24 protein-coding genes and 1 tRNA gene are annotated in these 18,042 nt (G+C 37.9%); 19 read left to right on the forward strand and 6 right to left on the reverse strand.

The window, feature by feature from the left end:
• The first annotated feature begins 26 nt into the window (after window positions 1–26).
• The 9 genes from DHD80_RS09805 (at window position 27) to DHD80_RS09845 (ending at window position 4,761) form a co-directional block, all read left to right on the forward strand.
• Window positions 27–605: a DUF6252 family protein gene (locus DHD80_RS09805; protein WP_251740991.1), complete on the forward strand. Its 579-nt coding sequence runs from the start codon at window positions 27–29 to the stop codon at window positions 603–605.
• 117 nt (window positions 606–722) lie between these two features.
• A complete protein-coding gene (locus DHD80_RS09810) occupies window positions 723–1,172 on the forward strand; it encodes a hypothetical protein (protein ID WP_251740992.1) in 450 nt (149 codons plus the stop codon).
• A 296-nt stretch (window positions 1,173–1,468) separates the two neighbouring features.
• The gene (locus DHD80_RS09815; protein WP_251740993.1) at window positions 1,469–1,792 is read left to right on the forward strand and encodes a metalloregulator ArsR/SmtB family transcription factor; all 324 of its coding nucleotides are present in this window, start codon (window positions 1,469–1,471) and stop codon (window positions 1,790–1,792) included.
• 5 nt (window positions 1,793–1,797) lie between these two features.
• A complete protein-coding gene (locus DHD80_RS09820; protein ID WP_251740994.1) occupies window positions 1,798–2,265 on the forward strand; it encodes an SRPBCC domain-containing protein in 468 nt (155 codons plus the stop codon).
• Between the two features lie 6 nt (window positions 2,266–2,271).
• Window positions 2,272–2,637 (forward strand): DUF1801 domain-containing protein, encoded by a 366-nt coding sequence (locus tag DHD80_RS09825; protein WP_251740995.1) that lies wholly within the window; start codon window positions 2,272–2,274, stop codon window positions 2,635–2,637.
• Between the two features lie 37 nt (window positions 2,638–2,674).
• Window positions 2,675–3,256 carry a YdeI/OmpD-associated family protein gene (locus tag DHD80_RS09830; RefSeq protein WP_251740996.1) on the forward strand — a complete coding sequence of 194 codons (582 nt, stop codon included), beginning with the start codon at window positions 2,675–2,677 and terminating at the stop codon, window positions 3,254–3,256.
• Window positions 3,257–3,502: 246 nt separating this feature from the next.
• Complete coding sequence (locus tag DHD80_RS09835; protein WP_251740997.1) at window positions 3,503–3,949, forward strand: SRPBCC domain-containing protein; 447 nt, start codon at window positions 3,503–3,505, stop codon at window positions 3,947–3,949.
• Entirely contained in the window at window positions 3,930–4,253 is a 324-nt protein-coding gene (locus DHD80_RS09840) for a metalloregulator ArsR/SmtB family transcription factor (RefSeq protein WP_251740998.1), read from the forward strand. Before DHD80_RS09835 ends, DHD80_RS09840 begins: the two co-directional genes overlap by 20 nt.
• A 19-nt stretch (window positions 4,254–4,272) precedes the next feature.
• Window positions 4,273–4,761 (forward strand): SRPBCC domain-containing protein, encoded by a 489-nt coding sequence (locus tag DHD80_RS09845; protein WP_251740999.1) that lies wholly within the window; start codon window positions 4,273–4,275, stop codon window positions 4,759–4,761.
• Window positions 4,762–4,867: 106 nt separating this feature from the next.
• Here the strand turns inward: DHD80_RS09845 and DHD80_RS09850 are convergent, their stop codons facing one another.
• Window positions 4,868–5,851: a helix-turn-helix domain-containing protein gene (locus DHD80_RS09850; protein ID WP_251741000.1), complete on the reverse strand. Its 984-nt coding sequence runs from the start codon at window positions 5,849–5,851 to the stop codon at window positions 4,868–4,870.
• A gap of 148 nt (window positions 5,852–5,999) precedes the next feature.
• On the opposite strand from DHD80_RS09850, the gene DHD80_RS09855 reads away from it, so the two are divergent.
• The 8 genes from DHD80_RS09855 to DHD80_RS09890 all read left to right on the forward strand — a co-directional run bounded on the left by DHD80_RS09855 (window position 6,000) and on the right by DHD80_RS09890 (window position 9,714).
• Entirely contained in the window at window positions 6,000–6,434 is a 435-nt protein-coding gene (locus DHD80_RS09855; RefSeq protein ID WP_251741001.1) for a VOC family protein, read from the forward strand.
• Window positions 6,435–6,473: 39 nt separating this feature from the next.
• Window positions 6,474–7,031 (forward strand): dihydrofolate reductase family protein, encoded by a 558-nt coding sequence (locus tag DHD80_RS09860; RefSeq protein WP_251741002.1) that lies wholly within the window; start codon window positions 6,474–6,476, stop codon window positions 7,029–7,031.
• A complete protein-coding gene (locus DHD80_RS09865; RefSeq protein ID WP_251741003.1) occupies window positions 7,028–7,465 on the forward strand; it encodes an SRPBCC domain-containing protein in 438 nt (145 codons plus the stop codon). The genes DHD80_RS09860 and DHD80_RS09865 overlap by 4 nt, the downstream gene beginning before the upstream one ends.
• 31 nt (window positions 7,466–7,496) lie before the next feature.
• On the forward strand, window positions 7,497–7,880 hold the full coding sequence (locus tag DHD80_RS09870; protein ID WP_251741004.1) for a VOC family protein: 384 nt from the start codon (window positions 7,497–7,499) through the stop codon (window positions 7,878–7,880).
• 77 nt (window positions 7,881–7,957) lie between these two features.
• On the forward strand, window positions 7,958–8,176 hold the full coding sequence (locus tag DHD80_RS09875; RefSeq protein ID WP_251741005.1) for a hypothetical protein: 219 nt from the start codon (window positions 7,958–7,960) through the stop codon (window positions 8,174–8,176).
• 44 nt (window positions 8,177–8,220) lie between these two features.
• On the forward strand, window positions 8,221–8,649 hold the full coding sequence (locus DHD80_RS09880; RefSeq protein ID WP_251741006.1) for a VOC family protein: 429 nt from the start codon (window positions 8,221–8,223) through the stop codon (window positions 8,647–8,649).
• Window positions 8,646–9,065 carry an SRPBCC family protein gene (locus tag DHD80_RS09885; RefSeq protein WP_251741007.1) on the forward strand — a complete coding sequence of 140 codons (420 nt, stop codon included), beginning with the start codon at window positions 8,646–8,648 and terminating at the stop codon, window positions 9,063–9,065. Before DHD80_RS09880 ends, DHD80_RS09885 begins: the two co-directional genes overlap by 4 nt.
• A gap of 154 nt (window positions 9,066–9,219) precedes the next feature.
• A complete protein-coding gene (locus DHD80_RS09890; protein ID WP_251741008.1) occupies window positions 9,220–9,714 on the forward strand; it encodes a DinB family protein in 495 nt (164 codons plus the stop codon).
• Window positions 9,715–9,932: 218 nt separating this feature from the next.
• Here the strand turns inward: DHD80_RS09890 and DHD80_RS09895 are convergent.
• The 5 genes from DHD80_RS09895 to DHD80_RS09915 form a co-directional block, all read right to left on the reverse strand.
• Window positions 9,933–10,006 (reverse strand) — tRNA-Asp (locus tag DHD80_RS09895).
• An 86-nt stretch (window positions 10,007–10,092) separates the two neighbouring features.
• Entirely contained in the window at window positions 10,093–11,022 is a 930-nt protein-coding gene (locus DHD80_RS09900) for a DUF58 domain-containing protein (RefSeq protein ID WP_251741009.1), read from the reverse strand.
• 70 nt (window positions 11,023–11,092) lie between these two features.
• A complete protein-coding gene (gene trxA / locus DHD80_RS09905; RefSeq protein WP_279347023.1) occupies window positions 11,093–11,440 on the reverse strand; it encodes a thioredoxin in 348 nt (115 codons plus the stop codon).
• A 128-nt stretch (window positions 11,441–11,568) separates the two neighbouring features.
• Window positions 11,569–15,954 (reverse strand): DNA polymerase III subunit alpha, encoded by a 4,386-nt coding sequence (gene dnaE / locus DHD80_RS09910; RefSeq protein ID WP_251741011.1) that lies wholly within the window; start codon window positions 15,952–15,954, stop codon window positions 11,569–11,571.
• Window positions 15,955–16,192: 238 nt separating this feature from the next.
• The gene (locus tag DHD80_RS09915; RefSeq protein ID WP_251741012.1) at window positions 16,193–16,639 is read right to left on the reverse strand and encodes a PA2169 family four-helix-bundle protein; all 447 of its coding nucleotides are present in this window, start codon (window positions 16,637–16,639) and stop codon (window positions 16,193–16,195) included.
• A gap of 262 nt (window positions 16,640–16,901) precedes the next feature.
• Here DHD80_RS09915 and DHD80_RS09920 point away from each other — a divergent pair, with 262 nt between their 5' ends.
• Together DHD80_RS09920 and rimM are read left to right on the forward strand one after the other, a co-directional pair.
• Complete coding sequence (locus DHD80_RS09920; protein WP_251741013.1) at window positions 16,902–17,498, forward strand: 30S ribosomal protein S16; 597 nt, start codon at window positions 16,902–16,904, stop codon at window positions 17,496–17,498.
• A gap of 16 nt (window positions 17,499–17,514) precedes the next feature.
• Window positions 17,515–18,042, forward strand: coding sequence for a ribosome maturation factor RimM (gene rimM / locus DHD80_RS09925; protein WP_251741110.1), 528 nt, complete (start codon window positions 17,515–17,517; stop codon window positions 18,040–18,042).

The raw sequence follows: 18,042 nt of genomic DNA on the forward strand, positions 1-18,042 counted from the left end.
ATCGAACTCTTTTAATATTTTAAATTATGAAAAATAGAAGACAACCGTCCTACATGAGCATATTTATAATAGCCATCTTTTTATTTTTTCACTTCTCCTGTGATACAAATGACGACAACCCCAACCAGATCGAAGGCGAATTAGGTAACGGCGAAACTACTGCCTTGGTAAATGGTGAAAGTTTTGAGGCGCCTCCAGGCTCTACTGGGGGCCTTTTACAACCCGAGGCGGGCGGTTCTGAAAATTTCTATCTATTCAATATTACTGCTTTGGTATCCCTAAACAACTCCGGTAGTGACAGGAATATTATAGCATTGGGACTGGTTGGTTCTAATACCGATGACATTGAAGCAGGAACAGTGTGGCTGGCAAATGGTACGGTGAGGGCCTATACTGGTTCGTATAGTGAAGTAAGAAATGAAGAGATAAAAGTTCTTGCTAGTTCAAAAATAGGCAGTGGTGATAGTTTTAAATTAACTGCAATTGACACCGAAGCTAAAACAATCTCGGGGGAATTTAGCTTTTCAGGAGAAGACCTGTATTCAGGAAATACATATACCGTAACCAATGGTAAATTCAAAAATGTAAGCTATAGTGAATTGTAATTAGGCATTAAACTGAAGAGGTAAGAATAAGTAAGGATACCATAGGAGCCAGATATCGATTTCCCCGCCCGTTCGTCCTTTAATCATATTATTAGTAATCATTAAAACTTTCACATTATGAAATCAAACTTTAAAATACTAATACTGATACTCTGCTTTGGAATCTTCTTATCCGGATATGACTGCAGAGCACAAGAATCTGATAAAGAAAGAATTATCCCTCCCAAAAAGCTCAGTAAGGTTAAAAGTATAGACGAATTTTCAGCTTATACTTTTGATATATACAATAACCTTTACGTATACGACAGTTTAGTGGAAGCAGAAATTGAAATACCTGCGGAACTGGAAGATGCGCTAGCTGAAAACATCGAGACGCGCGTAGATAGTTTGTTGAACGTTGTGCCCGATATGCTGGATGATATAGATAGCGCACCTATAATGCGGAAATTACGAGCAGCGGGCAGCCTGAACAAATCCCGAAAAGCAATTACCTACATGCTCGAATTTACTAAAAAATACACACTAGGGGAGCCCCAAGAAGCTGAACCCGAGATTGTTAAAAATTAGTTTGATCTATCTCTTATACCAGAATTGGATTACTACTAATTCGCACTTGAACTGGATTCCAATAAATACTTCTTTAATAAATTTAATGATAAAATGTAAAAAAGGGTAGAAAAAAGTCCAACCCAAATTAATATACTATCCATTGTTTTAGTGTTTTGGATTATTTTTTAAAGGAATCAAAAGTAGCTTTCGGACTAATTCTAATTGCACTACACACAAAAAGTATCTTGACTTTTAGCTAAAAAATTTGCGCAGTTAAATGATTGCACATATATTAGCAGTCAAATAACTGCATAATGGAATTAAGAAGAGACCCATTTCAAGCATTAGCGGATCCAACGCGCAGGGCAATTATTACTTTAGTTGCCCTTCAAGCAATGACACCTGGTGCCATTGCCGAGAATTTTGATTCTTCTAGACAAACTATATCCAAACACATACAAATCTTAACGGAGTGCGAACTGCTAGAAAAGGAGCAGGAAGGACGAGAAATATACTATCTACTTAATCCTCAAAAGATAAAAGAGATAGCAGACTTTATTGAGCCATTTCGAAAATTGTGGGACGATAGGTTTAACAAATTGGAAGCCATAATGAAACAACACCAATTAAAAAAATAGATCCCGTGGAACAAAAAACAAAAGTCAATGCTGAGGAAGGCAAACAGGAATTACTCATTACAAGGGAGTTTGATTTGCCTTTGGAACTACTTTTTAAAGCCTATGTAGAACCTGAAATCGTTGAACAGTGGATGGGGACTAATGTCCTGAAACTCGAAAGCAAGAATCACGGGAGTTATCAGTTTGAAACGAAGGATGACAAGGGCAAGGTAATGTTCAAAGCAAATGGGGTAATTCACGAGCTTGTAACCAACAAAATCATTACACGCACTTTTCAAATGGAAAACACCTCTTTTCCTGTTCAGTTGGAATATCTCGAATTCGAAGAATTGACTGATCAAACCAGCAAACTGGAAATAAAAATAGTATTCAAGTCCATCGAGGACAGAAATCAACTGATGAAGCTGCCTTTCACCTACGGTCTAAATATGGCACATAATAGACTGCAAGACATTGTGAAAAAATTAAAGTAGCATTTTATGGAAAAAGCTAAAAATGTAGATGAATATATCACAAATTCGACCGAAGACTCCCAATCTATAATGGAAGAACTTCGAAAAATCATTAAGTCCACCGTTCCAGAAGCTAAAGAAAGAATTGCCTGGAATGTTCCAAATTACAATCTTAATGGAGTTTTAACAGGTTTTGCCGCCTACAGCAAACATGTAAGTTTGGGATTTAGTGAGGGTGGATTAAGCGATGATGAACGTAAACTCTTTGAAGATAAAGGCTATAAAACTGGAAAGGGAACAGTTCAAATTAAATTTGACCAAGAGGTTCCTTCCAATATAATCAAGCAAGTTCTTAAATCCCACGCTAAAATGAATGTAGCAAAAAAGAAATAGACCCAAACAGCAAGTCGGTATCATAGCATAAAATTTTATGAAGAAAAGTATTGAATCTTTTTTTGAAGAAAGTAAAAAGTGGAAGAAGGAATATGCTTATTTGAGGAGGCTAATTCTTGACACGGGACTTAGTGAAGAATTCAAATGGGGCAAGCCATGTTATACTTTCAAAAGTAACAACATAGTTCTCATTCACGGATTTAAAGACTATTGTGCTCTGCTATTTCATAAGGGTGTTTTGTTGAAAGACACAAATGATATATTAGTTCAACAAACAAAAAATATGCAATCTGCACGTCAAATTCGTTTTACGAATATTGAGGAAATCAAAGAACTACAGGCTTCTGTTAAAACTTACATTTTTGAGGCGATTGAGGTAGAAAAGGCGGGCTTGAAAGTGAAGATGAAAAAGACTTCCGAATTTGATATGCCTGAAGAATTTAAAAAGGCATTAGAAGAAAATACGAATTTAAGAAAAGCATTCGAATCATTAACGCCAGGGCGACAAAGAGGATATCTATTATACTTTTCAAATGCCCAGCAATCGAAAACACGTCAATCACGCATCAAAAAATACATGCCAAAAATTCTCTATGGGAAAGGATTGAATGACGAATGAGTAAATAAGCGGACAATAAATAATACCATCTCTATCGAATGTGGTCTAAAAATTAACAAGGGTCAATAATTTTAAGCTGTAGTCAGGAAGGAGAATAAACGATTGTTTATGCCGGACAATCCAAAAAATGCCTAATCGTAATGGCTTGCATAAAAACATTCTAAAATAAACTCAAATTGTTGAGACTAAAATTTGCGTAACTTAAAAGTTACGTATATATTTGTGTAACCTTAAAGTTACACGTTTATGAAAACTGAAATTAAACACAGGTGGTTTTATAACCAAAGCCCAGCACAAATTTGGGAATACCTAACCAAGGCGGAGTTAATCGAAAAATGGCTTATGCCCAATGATTTTGAGCCAAAAGTTGGACACGAATTTAAGTTTACGACAAATCCAATACCAAGTTTAAGTCTTGATGGAAACTTCCATTGCAAAGTGATGGAAATTATCCCTCTAAAAAAACTGGTTTATAGTTGGAAAGGTGGCTCTGGTGGCGAAATAACACTTGATACCATTGTTGAGTGGACTTTGGTGCCGAAAGAAAATGGGACTGAGTTGACGCTTTTACACAGCGGATTTAAAGAAGAAAACGCATCAATCCTTACCGCAATGTTTGATGGTTGGGACAAAAATATTAAAAAAATGCTTGAACATTTAAACGCGGAAGATAATGCCAACACCAAATCTTGATGCCTTTCAGGTAATTGCAGACCCAAGCCGAAGGGAGATATTGGGAATGCTTACCAAAGACACTTATAACATTAATGCCTTGGCAGAAAATTTTGATATGAGCCGGCCTGCGGTTTCAAAGCATATCAAAATATTACAGACGGCGGGCTTTATCACTATCCAGGAAATTGGCAGGGAACGACATTGCATTTTAAATCAAGAGGGTTTTAACGAACTTAAAAATTGGATAAGCCATTTTGATAAATTTTGGAGCAGAAAACTGCAAAAATTGGAGAATGTGCTAAACGATAAAAACAAAACTTAATTACAAAAAGCATTTCAATATGGACCAACAAGATTTTACGGCAACTATTTTGGTTAAACAATCACCTGCCATAGCATTCGAAGCTATCAAGAATTTTCGAGCGTGGTGGTCAGAGGACATAGAAGGCAAGACAGACAAACTAAACGAGGTGTTTTTCTACCATTACAAAGACGTTCATTTATGCAAAATGAAACTCATAGAAATAGAACCAAATAAGAAATTGATTTATCAAGTACTGGACAATCAATTCAACTTCGTTGCAGATAAAAATGAGTGGATAAACACCAAATTGGTTTTTGAGGTTTCGGAAGAAAATGAAAGAACAAAGGTGAAATTTACACATAAAGGGCTTGTTCCAGAATACGAGTGTTATAAGGTATGCGAAGATGCCTGGGGCAATTATATCAAGAAAAGTCTATATGATTTGATAACCACCGGAGAAGGACAACCAAACCCAAAGAATAAAGAGGGTTTCAATGCCGAGATAGTAAAAGAATGGATAACTTAATTAAAATAAGTAATTTAAGATAACAAATCTTGCAGATACTGTCTCCACGACCCCTCAATTCATTAATTTTATTTGTGAAGGTCTTTAAGGAATGTCAAGAAATGAATCACCCAGTTCCAACAGTAACACTATATTTATTCAAATAATTCATAGGTGTCATATCGGTAATCTTCCTAAAAACATCTCGGAACGCTTTAGGATCCGAATAGCCCACTTCGTACATCACCTCGTTTACAGTTTTACGGCCTTTTTCCAGTTCCTTTTTAGCCGCTTCTACTTTTACCCTGTGAAGGTATTCCAAAACTGTGTTGGAAGTAGCTTTTTTAAAGCGACGCTCGAAAGTACGTCGGCTTAATGCCATATCTCCACACAAATCGTTGACTGAAATTTTATCCTTATAATTCTGTTCTATATATTCCTGAGCTTTCAGGACTTCCTCGTCCTTATGTGCTTTCTGACCCGAAAATATCATAAAAGGGGATTGACTGCTTCGGTCAATATCAATCATAAATCCTTTGGCGGCCAGAATAGCCGTTTCCCGTCCAGCATATTTCTCAATCAAATAGATAACCAGATTGGTAAAGGCATAGGCACCCCCGCTGGTGTAGATACCATCAGCTTCAGTCACGATTCTTTCGTCGGTCAAAATAACATTGGGAAATAGTTCCCTGAACATATTGGCCGATTGCCAATGGGTGGAACAAGGTTTCCCGTCCAACAATCCGGTGGCGGCAAGAAAAAAGGAGGAAATACAGAGACTTACGATTTCCGCACCTTCTTTGTATTGTTCGATAAGCCAAGGTACCAATGCACTATTTTCTTTAAAACTTTTCTCAAAACCTGAATGGATAGCGGGAAGGATAATCAAATCGGTTTTATGAATTTTATCTATTACTGTTTCCGGGGTAACAGGAAAAAGTCCCCCACCACTGTCCGGTTGCTCTTCCAAGCCTACTAATTGAATGTTAAAGAGTACTTCTTTACCTGATTGTTGTAGAAATTCATTGACCCACGACAGCATCTGATGGGTGCCTGCAATGTTCACCACACTTACGTGACCTTTTGGAACTAGAATGGATACGTGTTTCATAATGAGTGATTTTAAAGATATGAAAGATATAAAAATCGAATGTCGCAATCAACCCGTAAGATTGACGTAAACACACCTGTGAAGTTTGGTTTTTCTCAGATATCTTTGGGTAAGTGAATCAATAACAACCATTTAAACCGATAGCGTAATGAAATCAATCTGGCTGAACCTTCCCGTAAAGGACATACAAAAATCAAAAAAATTCTTTAAGGCGATTGGCTTTCGCGAAAATCCAATGTATTCAAAAGTCGAACATTTTGCGAGCTTCTTTATTGGAGAAAACGATTTTGTGATGATGCTTTTCCCCGAAGATACCTTTAAATCCTTTTCGCACAATGAAGTCCCGAGTACTTTAAAAGGAACGGAGGCACTCTTTAGTATCGATGCACAAGACAAGACCGAAGTTGACGAAATGGCGGAAAAAGTCAGCAAGGCCGGAGGGGAAATTTTTGCCGAGCCTGCCGAAAGGGATGGATGGATGTATGGATTTGGCTTTACGGATATGGATGGCCACCGCTGGAATATGCTCTATATGGACCCGCCTGCGGAACGGGCAGGTATGGAGAAAATGCCGGAACAATAGATTAACTGAAAATTAAAAATGTACTTAATCTTTAATTTTATGAGAAAGGTGGTTTTATCAATGATGATGTCCCTTGACGGATATATTGAAGGAGTGAGCAATGACATACATTGGCACGTTTGGGATGATAAAATGGAAGATTATATGATGGACTTTTTCAAAACAGTCGATACTTTTATTTATGGCCGAAAATCCTATGAACTGATGCTAGGCTATTGGCCGGGCCAAACCGGAGCGTTCGCCAATGTGATGAACAGCACCCCTAAGCTGGTTTTCTCCAAAACATTGGAGAAGGTGGAATGGAATTCTGAGTTAGTGTCTAAAAACGTGGTCGAGGAAATTAACATGGAGAAAAATAAGAAAGGGAAGGATTTGGTACTGTTTGCAGGAGGGGGTATCGCATCTACTTTTATAATGCACGGGTTGATCGATGAATACCGCCTTATCATTAATCCGGTCGTGTTGGGTAAAGGTACACGCTTGTTTCCAGACAAGAAACGATTGAAATTTAAACTACTAGAGGTCAAAGCATTTGATTGTGGAAATATCTTACTTATTTATAAGCCTGAGAAAAGAATCAAATCTAGTCAATTATGAAACAGAAAGAATTCAAAACAATTATTAATGCTCCCAAAGAAAAAGTTTGGAGTGTGCTTTGGAGCGATGAGACATATCACATATGGACTGCCCCTTTTTGTGAAGGCTCACGTGCTGAAACCGATTGGCAGGAAGGGGACAAAATACTTTTCTTAGGTTCAAACAATAATGGGATGGTTAGCAGGATCCTGTCTAAAATAGTCAATGAATATATTTCTTTTGAGCATCAGGGAATTATTGAAAATGGCAAAGAGGATGTAACTAGTTCGGATGCGAAATCGGTGCAAGGTGCGCAAGAAAATTACATCCTGCAGGAAAAAGACGGTCGAACAGAATTAAAGGTAGTCGTTGATATTACCGAAGAATATTCAGAATATTTTCAAAAAGCATTTCCTAAAGCGTTACAGATCGTGAAGGAACTATCAGAAAAATAAATTTAATTCTAAAAAATCCAATATTTAAATTATGAAAACGTCAAATTCAATAGTCTGGTTCGAAATCTATGTGGATGATATGGAGAGAGCATCAAAGTTTTATGAAAGCGTTCTAGATATGAAGTTGGAAGCACTATCTAATCCCTTCGGCGACGATACTGAAATGAGAAGTTTCCCAGGCGATATGGAAAAATATGGAGCAAATGGAAGCTTGGTCAAAATGGAAGGTGTTAAGTCGGGTGGAAACAGCAGCCTTGTTTATTTTAATAGTGAAGACTGTACGACGGAAGAAAGCCGAGTAGAAAAAGCGGGAGGTAAAATCTTTAAACCAAAAATGTCTATTGGCAAGTTTGGGTTTATTTCCCTATTCATTGATACTGAAGGTAATATGGTCGGATTTCATTCGATGCAGTAGAATATTTAATGGTATTTTTTAATACTTTAGTAAGATAACGCTTTTTTATAGTCTGTATTTGTAGAAAAATCTTGCAAATGGTGGAGATATTTAGAACCAATGTTGATAGTGAATATAAGGCCAAGAAAATTGTGGATGCTGTTCATTCCAACTTTCAGCACTATAGGGTCAATTTTGATTTGGAAGATTGCGATAGGATTTTGCGTGTGGAAAGTACCAATGACAGACTAAACATGTCTAAAATTTTACAATTCTTAAAGCGACTGGGTCTTGAGGTAGAAGTTTTACCAGATTAGGAACATTTTTTAAATAGTATTATTAACCTTTAAAATCAATTATTATGAAAGTAAATCCATATTTAAACTTCGACGGCAATGCCGAAAAAGCGTTCAATTTTTACAAATCGATCTTTGGTGGCGAATTTATCGCCAATATGAAAATGAGTGATGCTCCCAATACAGAAAAACTACCTAAAGAAGAACAGAAACGGACAATGCATATCTCGTTGCCCATAGGAAATGATACCATCCTAATGGCCTCGGATATTGTACCCTCGATGGGCCATATCCTGAACAAAGGGAACAATATGTATGTTTCACTTCATCCCGAAAGCAGGGAAGAAGCAGATCGATTATTCAATGGACTTTCCACAGGGGGCGATATCGAAATGCCCATCGAAGATCAGTTCTGGGGAGATTATTTTGGAAGTTTTAGCGATAAGTTCGGGATTAAATGGATGGTGAATTATAACGAACAGAACAAGCAATGAGCAAACTTACAGCCATAACCGTAAAAACTGCTATTAATGCCAATTCTGATAAGGTTTGGAGTTTTTGGACGGAACCCGAACACATTAAACAATGGAACAACGCTTCCCCAGATTGGTACACCCCAAAAGCAGAGAACGACCTGAAAAAAGGTGGCAAATTCAGTTCAAGGATGGAAGCCAAAGATGGTAGTATGGGATTTGATTTTGAAGGCACTTATGATGAAGTGATTCCTAATAAACGAATCAAGTATACGCTGGATGATGGTAGAAAGGTGAATATCGCATTTGTGAAAGCTAATAAGGGAATAACAATTACGGAAACATTCGAACCTGAAAGTCAGAATCCTGTCGATATGCAGCGACAAGGCTGGCAGGCCATTTTGGACAATTTCAAAAAATATGTAGAATCCAGGTAAAAAATCACCCGAAAGATCATTCTATATCCACAGTTTTTCCGCAGATATTTAAAGAATCCTGTAGACTCAAATTCAATAAAACCATGAACCAGGAACAAGTTAAAAAATTAAAATGTTTCCATTAAATTAGTACTACAAACTTAAAATAGAACCTATGGACACATTACAGCAATTGAGGGATGAACTTACCTATGAGTATACGGTTACTAAAAACTTCTTCGACAATTATCCCGAAGGAAGAAACAACTATGCTCCACACGAGAAAAGTATGAAAATGATCGACTTAGTCACGCACATCGCATCAATCTTTGGGTGGCCGGTTATTATGTTGGATACTTCTGAGCTTGATATTTCCGAAGAAAATCAAACAGAAAAGATAGAAAACAAAAAGCAGTTGAAAGCGCTATTGGAGAAAGAATACAAGGCTTCAATATCAGCACTTGAAGTGGCTGCAGAGTCTGATCTGGAGCCTAGTTGGGGACTCACTATGAAGGGTGAAAAATTGATGGAGCGGACAAAATATGGCGCCATTCGCCATGCACTCGATCAAATTACCCATCATCGTGCCCAACTGGGCGTTTACTATCGCTTGCTGGATATCCCAGTCCCCGCAAGTTATGGCCCTTCTGCAGATGATCAGAATTTTTAAGCCAAATCTAACACATACACACTAACAGAATTGGTAGATCATCACGCTTTTGGGGAACCAGATGAAGACTGCGAATATTCGAATACGATTTTTTAATTTTCAAAAACGGAAAAAAGACACACTGAATTGCGCACCACATAGTTGCGTTTAAATGCTTTCAAATGAGATTAAATGAAATAAAAAAAGCCCCTAATTCTTTAGAGGCTTTCTGCACTTTGCGGTCTGGACGAGACTCGAACTCGCGACCCCCTGCGTGACAGGCAGGTATTCTAACCAACTGAACTACCAGACCGTTGCTTTAATGCGAGGGCAAATATACTACCCTTTTTAGTTTCACCAAACCTTTTTTATAATTTTTTAAAACTAGTTTCTTAGCGGCTATCCAAACTTTTGTTTTTCAATGAGAAAGGTGGTAAGAATCTGGTTGAAATTGGAATTGATATCGGCCTGCACATATTTAATTTGGTACTTTGCACACTGCAGTTTCAAATTTTGAAGATAAGTATTTACCAGCGTTTTATAATTCTCTTTTATATTTTCTGAATAAAGGTCTATGTGAGATCCAGATTCAACATCGGTAAACCTTCTGGGGGAATTTTCAAAATCAAAAGAAAGTTCTTTTTTTACATCTACTACATGAAAAAGCACTACTTCATGCCGGTTGTATTTTAAATGCCTTAGCGCCTCAAACAATTTGGTTTCTGAAGTATCTTCCTGGAACATATCGGTAAAAAGGAACACCAGTGATCTTCTCTTCAGCTTTTCCGCGATCTGATGTAAAAAAGTATAGGTATCAGTGCTTTTTGATTCCGGCTTATTTTTCACTATATCATTAAGCGTATTCAGCAATAAATGATGATGGCGTTCACCCGATTTTTCCGGAGCATAAAAATCGAATGAATCACTATAAACGCTCATTCCTACCGCATCGCGTTGCCGTTTTAGAATATGCATAATACTCGCCGATGCCAGGGCGGATAAACCTATTTTGTTTAACTTATCAATACTTTGACCAACAATTGTAGGATAATGCATCGAAGAAGAATTATCTAAAATGAGATGGCAGCGCAAATTTGTCTCTTCTTCATATCTCCGGGTGTAAAGCTTATCAGTTTTTGCAAATAATTTCCAGTCGATATGACGCGTACTCTCCCCGGAATTATAAATCTTATGCTCGGCAAATTCAGAAGAAAATCCGTGAAACGGACTCTTATGCATTCCGGATATATAACCCTCAACCACCGTTTTGGCCAGTAGATCAAGGTTAAGGAAACCGCCGGTTTCGTGGAGCGTTTTTTCAATATTCATCAGCAACAATTTAAACCAATAAAAAAAGCCACGCAAGAAGCGTGGCTTTCAATTATATTAAAATTTCTTATTACAATAACTGGTCGATCGCATCAGCATAGGTTTGCTTTGGAGCAACTCCAACCTGACGGCCAACAACTTCACCATTTTGAAAAACCAAAACGGTTGGAATATTTCTAACCCCATATTTTGCGGCAAATTCCTGGTTTGCATCAACATCAAGTTTTCCAACTAAAGCTTTTCCTTCGTATTCAGAACTAATTTCGTCAATGATAGGTCCCACCATTCTACAAGGGCCGCACCATGCTGCCCAAAAGTCAACCATTACCGGTTTGTCACTTTTTAATACTTGCTCTTCAAAATTTGCATCGGTTATTTCAATTGCCATAATATATTTTTTTACTTGATTTTTATTCAGATTATAAAAATAGTCAATAATTCATGGATTCCTTACACCACCAACATTAGATTTGACTATGCGTATATTGGCTGGTATTATTAAGAGACCCTATCCTCGCCTTTGGGAGGGGAGGATGAAAGGTGGGGTCAGTTCAACTTATATACAAATTGTTCCTGTTCCAGGACATCAATTAATTCCTGGGAGATCTTTACTTTACTTTTTCTGCTGGGCATATGCAACTTTACCTGTTCTTTCATTTCGTAAACCACAAAATTCAACCTGCTTTCTCCCGCATGATTCTGAAAAGTATCCTTTAACCATTCAATTTTATCATTTTGAAGATCATCGATGTTCAGCTGAATAGTAAGTTTTTTAGCAAATTTATCCATCACATCATGTAACAGGAACATTTCCCTAAACTGTATCCTGGGTTCTCCCTTTTTCCCGGTTTCCCGGTTGGTCCAGCCTTCTTTCACAAAACATTTTATATGCACAAAATTATTGGGTACAAAGAAATGTTTCATTCTTAAATACTCTTCCCCAAAAATCCTGAACTCATAAGATTCTTCATAATCTTCGATGATAAATGTCGCCCAGCCTTTCCCATTTTTGCTCATTCTATGCTGAACGTCTACTACCACACCACCAACAGTTAGGTCACGATTTACTACGCTCTCCAGGTCCTTAAAATCTGAAAGTTTTCCATTGCAAAAACAGGTCATTTCGATCTTAAAATCATCTAAAGGATGCCCGGAAATATAAATCCCAACTACCTCTTTTTCACGCCGAAGTTTCTCCATAGTACCCCACTCTTCACAGGGTGGCACCACAGGCTCCGGAATTTGAACTTCACTGGCTTCTCCAAACAGACTCACCTGCGAAGAATTTTCATTTTCCTGAAATTTAGCCGCATATTTAATTACCTTTTCTAAAAAGCTCATTCCGCTGCCATCATCATGAAAATATTGCGCGCGGTGCGTGCCCCCAAAACCATCAAACCCACCGGCCAGTGCCAGGTTTTCAAAAGCTTTTTTATTCGCAGCTCGTAAATCGATACGTTTAGCCATATCGAAGATAGATCGATAATGGCCTTCCTTTGTTTTCCGGTTTTCTACAATGGTAGCTACCGCTCCAGAACCCACTCCCTTAATGGCGCCCATTCCAAAGCGAACTGCATTGTTTTTGTTTACGGAGAATTTATAATAAGATTCGTTCACATCGGGTCCCAGAACATTCAGGCGCATTCTTTTGCATTCCTCCATAAAGAAGGTCACCTGCTTAATGTCATTCATATTATTTGAAAGTACCGCCGCCATATATTCCGCTGGATAATGCGCTTTTAAATAAGCGGTCTGGTAGGCAATCCAGGCATAACAGGTGGAATGGGACTTATTAAAGGCGTACGAGGCAAAAGCTTCCCAATCTTTCCATATTTTCTCCAATACTTCCGAAGGATGACCTTTTTTCTCTCCTCCTTCGATAAATTGCGGTTTTAATTGCGCGAGGAGTGAATGAATCTTTTTACCCATAGCCTTTCTTAAAAGATCGGCGTCACCTTTGCTAAATCCGGCAATCTTCTGGGATAATAGCATCACCTGTTCCTGATAAACCGTAATTCCGTAGGTTTCTTCCAGGTACTCCTTCATTTCCGGAAGGTCATAAGCAATCTCTTCATCCCCATGTTTCCGCGCGATAAAACTTGGAATATATTCCATAGGTCCCGGGCGGTACAAAGCATTCATGGCAATTAGATCATCGAAAGAAGTGGGCTTTAAATCTTTCATATGCTTCTGCATTCCGGGTGATTCATATTGAAATATCCCCACCGTGTCACCTCTTTGGAAAAGTGTGTAAGTCTCCTCATCATCCAGGGGAAAACTATCAGGATCCAGATCGATATCATACCTGCCTTTTACAATTTTTACAGTATCCTTGATTAAGGTTAGTGTTTTTAATCCCAGGAAATCCATTTTCAACAATCCGGCACTTTCCACCACCGAATTATCGAACTGAGTCACATAAAGATCGGAATCTTTGGCCACCGCGACCGGCACATAATCTGTAATATCGCCTGGCGTAATGATCACCCCGCAGGCATGGATCCCCGTATTTCTTACGGAACCTTCTAAAATTCTTGCCTGGTTTACGGTTTGCGCTTCCAGGTCATCACCTTCGGAAATGTTTAAAAGTTCGTTGATCTTCTCAATTTCATCTCCACGGAATTTGCTTCTGATGGTTTTATCATCCATCGCGAATAACTTCGATAACTTGGTATTCGGAATTAATTTCGCGATCCTGTCAGAATCCATTAAGGGTAGATCCAAAACCCTGGCTGTATCCCTTATCGATGATTTCGCAGCCATAGTCCCGTAAGTAATAATCTGCGCCACCTGATTGGCTCCATATTTTTTAATTACATAATCCATCACCTTGCTCCTGCCCTCGTCATCAAAATCGATATCGATATCGGGCATACTCACACGATCGGGATTTAGAAAACGCTCAAAAAGCAGGTTATATTTAATAGGATCGATATTGGTAATCCCAAGACAGTAAGCCACAGCTGAACCCGCAGCCGAACCACGGCCTGGCCCTACTGAAACGCCCATCTCCCGTGCAGCCCTGATAAAATCTTCAACGATCAGGAAATATCCGGGATATCCTGTATTTTCAATTACAGATAATTCAAAATTTAAGCGTTCCTCAATATCACTAGGAAGGTCTGGATATCTTTTTTCTGCACCTTTAAAAGTAATATGTTTTAAATAGGCATTTTCTCCTCTGTTCTTCCCGTCTTTTAAATCTTCTTCGTTTTGAAATTCCTGAGGAATATCAAACTTTGGAAGTAGAACGTCCCGCGCCAGTTCAAAAGGTTCGATTTTATCTACGACTTCCTGAATATTGCTAATGGCTTCGGGCAAATCTTTAAATAAAGATTTCATTTCCGCAGAAGATTTAAAGTAGTACTCTTCATTGGGAAGTCCGTACCGGTAGCCCCGCCCGCGACCAATTGGAGTCGCCTGTTTTTCGCCATCCTTTACACACAATAAAATATCATGCGCATTGGCATCTTCCTGATTGCGATAGTAATTGTTATTCGTAGCGGTAAGTTTTACTGCATGCTTTTTAGCGAATTCAACCAGAATGGGATTTACCCTGTTCTCATCTTCCTGGTCATGGCGCATGATCTCAAGGTAAAAATCCTCCCCAAATTGTTCCTTCCACCAAATTAAAGCTTCTTCAGCCTGTTTCTCACCAACATTCAGGATTTTACTGGCAATTTCCCCATACAGGTTTCCGCTTAGAACAATAATATCCTTTTTATATTTTTGAACAACTTCCCTATCAATCCTGGGCACATAATAGAATCCGTCGGTATAAGCCTTTGAAGACATTTTCGCAAGATTATGGTAGCCGGCCTTATTTTTTGCCAATAGCACCATTTGATAACCATTATCCTTTCGGGTTTTATCTTTATGATTTTCACAAACAAAAAACTCACAGCCAATTATTCCCTTCATTGGCTCTTTAAGCGGTTCGCCGGCTGCTTTAAGATCAACATTTTCATCCTTGATTTTGGAATTATAAATTCCTATCTCTTTTACAAAATGAAAGGCACCCATCATATTTGCATGATCGGTGAGGGCAACGGCATTCATTTCTTCTTCTGCCGCGGCCTGTATAAGATCTGGAATACTAATGGTAGATTGTAATACGGAAAACTGGGAATGATTATGCAGATGTACAAAGCGAACCTCATCTAACTTCTCAAGATTATCCTGAATTTCTTCTTTTGAAATATCTTCGGAAGGCTGATTTTTGGCCAGCCTTTTTCTAATCTCTTCGGAAGCTTTCTTAAGATTGATGTGTTTTAAACCAATTAACTCAATGGGTTGTGGATTTGCTTCTGAAAAATTTTCAAAATAATCAGCAGGGACATCGAGTTCTTCTATAGTAAAAACCCTTTTTCTGATCAATTCCAGAAAACAACGTGTGGTGGCTTCAACATCGGCAGTCGCATTATGCGCTTCTCCAAAGGCTTCATCAAATAGAAATTCATGAAGTTCAGTTAGAGTAGGTAATTTAAATTTACCGCCTCTCCCGCCGGGAATTTTGCATAATTCCGCCGTGGTTTCTGTACAGGTATCCAAAACAGGGAATTCCTGCAAAGAATTTTGAAAATTTCTGCGAAGGAACTCAGCACCCATAATATTTAAATCGAAACCAACATTCTGGCCCACAACAAATTTGGCCTGTTTCAGGATCGCATCAAATTTCTCTAACATTTCATCTAACCCAATCCCTCTCTCTTCAGCGAGGGCAGTAGATATCCCATGAATTCTTTCAGCATCATAAGGAATATCAAAACCATCAGGTTTTATTAAATAATCCTCGTGGGATATTAAATTCCCCACCTCATCGTGTAACTGCCAGGCAATTTGTATACATCTTGGCCAGTTATCAGCATCAGTTAGAGGAGCGTCCCATCTTTTTGGGAGCCCAGTAGTTTCAGTGTCAAATATGAGATACATCCTTAATTTCGCTTGATTTGGAGAAAAGCAGCTATGCAGGGCATAACAGAATCAGGCTAAATTAAGGAACTTTATAGGGTTTAAAAAGGGAAGTTTTCAGGAATTATTAACCATAAAAAAAAGCCTCACAAAAACCTGAAAAATCCAGATGCTTTGTGAGGCTCGATACGAACGCTTAAACTACTACTTCAATCAAACATTGTTCGTATCTAGAATTTTAAATATGAATATTAGGTTTTTAGGCCCAATCTTCCATAGCTTTTGCTTCTTCTAAAGCAGTAACTATAGAGTTTTTTTGCTTCATTAATATATTAGCTGTAGATGCAGGGATTTCAGCTTCATTTAACACTTCTTCATATTCTTCAACAGAGGCTTTTTCTCCTCTAATCGCTTCTTCTAAAACAGCTTCATCTTTATCTCCAGATAAACTGGTTTTAAGATTGATCCATCCCCTATGGATATCTCCGGCAACACTGGTTCCTTTCTTTGGTGTTCCTCCAAAATTTGCAATTTCAGACTTTAATTCATGACCAAAATCATAACGATCTTTAGCACGGCTTTCAAAATATGACTTTAACCTAGTGTTTTTTACTTTTTCCGCAGCAAGTTTATATCCTTTTTCTGCATCATAATTCTTTTCTAAAAGCTCATTCAACTTTTTAGAAACTTCTTTTGAATAACTCATATCTTCTAATTTTTTTCAGTTCTACAGTGCTAATATACTTGCATAAATATCTCGAAACAACCACTTTAACAGGGTTTAGCACTAATTAACTGCTTTTAACAGCGGCAGCGTTTTTTAACCAAAAATCTTCATAAATACCTGTATTCAAACTTTTTTAAGACTTTATAGATGAGAAATTAAAAAGTCTTGGGAATTAGAAAAATAACGTATCTTTGCGCACTTATTAATAATAGGGGTCGAGAACCCCAAAATTTAATTTTTTATGCCAGTAAAAATAAGATTACAAAGACACGGTAAAAAAGGAAAACCTTTTTTCTGGATTGTTGCTGCAGATGTACGCGCAAAAAGAGACGGTAAATTTTTGGACAAATTGGGAATCTATAATCCTAATACAAATCCTGCAACTATCGAATTAGATGTTGATGGGACTGTAAAGTGGTTAGAAAATGGTGCTCAACCAACAGATACCGCAAGAGCTATTCTTTCTTACAAAGGGGTTCTTCTTAAAAAACACCTTAAAGGTGGAGTTAAGAAAGGTGCTTTAACTGAAGAGCAGGCTGAAGAGAAATTCAAGTCCTGGGTGGAAGAAAAAGAAGGGAAAATTGGAGCTAAGAAAGAAGATCTTACGAAAGCCCAGGAAGCTGAAAAAGCAAAAGCATTAGATGCTGAAAAAGAAGCAAACGCTAAACGTGAAGCTGAAGTAAAAGAAGCTGAGGAAGCTGAAGCCAAAGCTACCGCAGAGGCTGAAGCAGCTGCGAATGCAGAAGCTACAGATGAGGCCACAGTGGAACAAGCTGAAGAGGAAGTTGGCGCTGCTACGGCAGAAGAAGCTAAGACTGAAGAAAAGAAAGACGCTTAATCCTTTTTCCAGCATGATCACTAAGGAAGAATGTTTCTACCTGGGAAAAATTGTTGGTAAATTCAGTTTTAAAGGGGAGGTATTGATTAAACTTGATACCGATGAACCTGAAACTTACACAGAAATGGAATCGGTTTTCATTGAATACAATGAAAATCTGGTTCCATTTTTTATTACCCGGTCTTCCTTGCACAAAAGCACTCTTCTCCGTGTTAAATTTGAAGATATCGAAACCGAAGATGACGCCGAAGATCTTATTGGTGCAGAGATCTATCTTCCCTTGACGCTCCTACCTGAACTGCCGGAAGACAAATTCTACTTCCACGAAATTATCAATTTTGAAGTAATCGATAAGGAACATGGAAATATTGGAAAAATCGTTTCGATAAATGATTCTACTAGCCAGGCTTTGTTTGAAATTGAAAATAACGGAAAACAAATTCTTATTCCCATGAATGATCAATTCATCGAAAAACTGGATAAAAAGAATAAAAAACTATACGTAATTACCCCTGAAGGCTTGATCGACCTTTATCTCAATTAA

The organism is Gramella sp. AN32 (assembly GCF_023718305.1).
Taxonomy (GTDB): Bacteria; Bacteroidota; Bacteroidia; order Flavobacteriales; family Flavobacteriaceae; genus Christiangramia; species Christiangramia antarctica.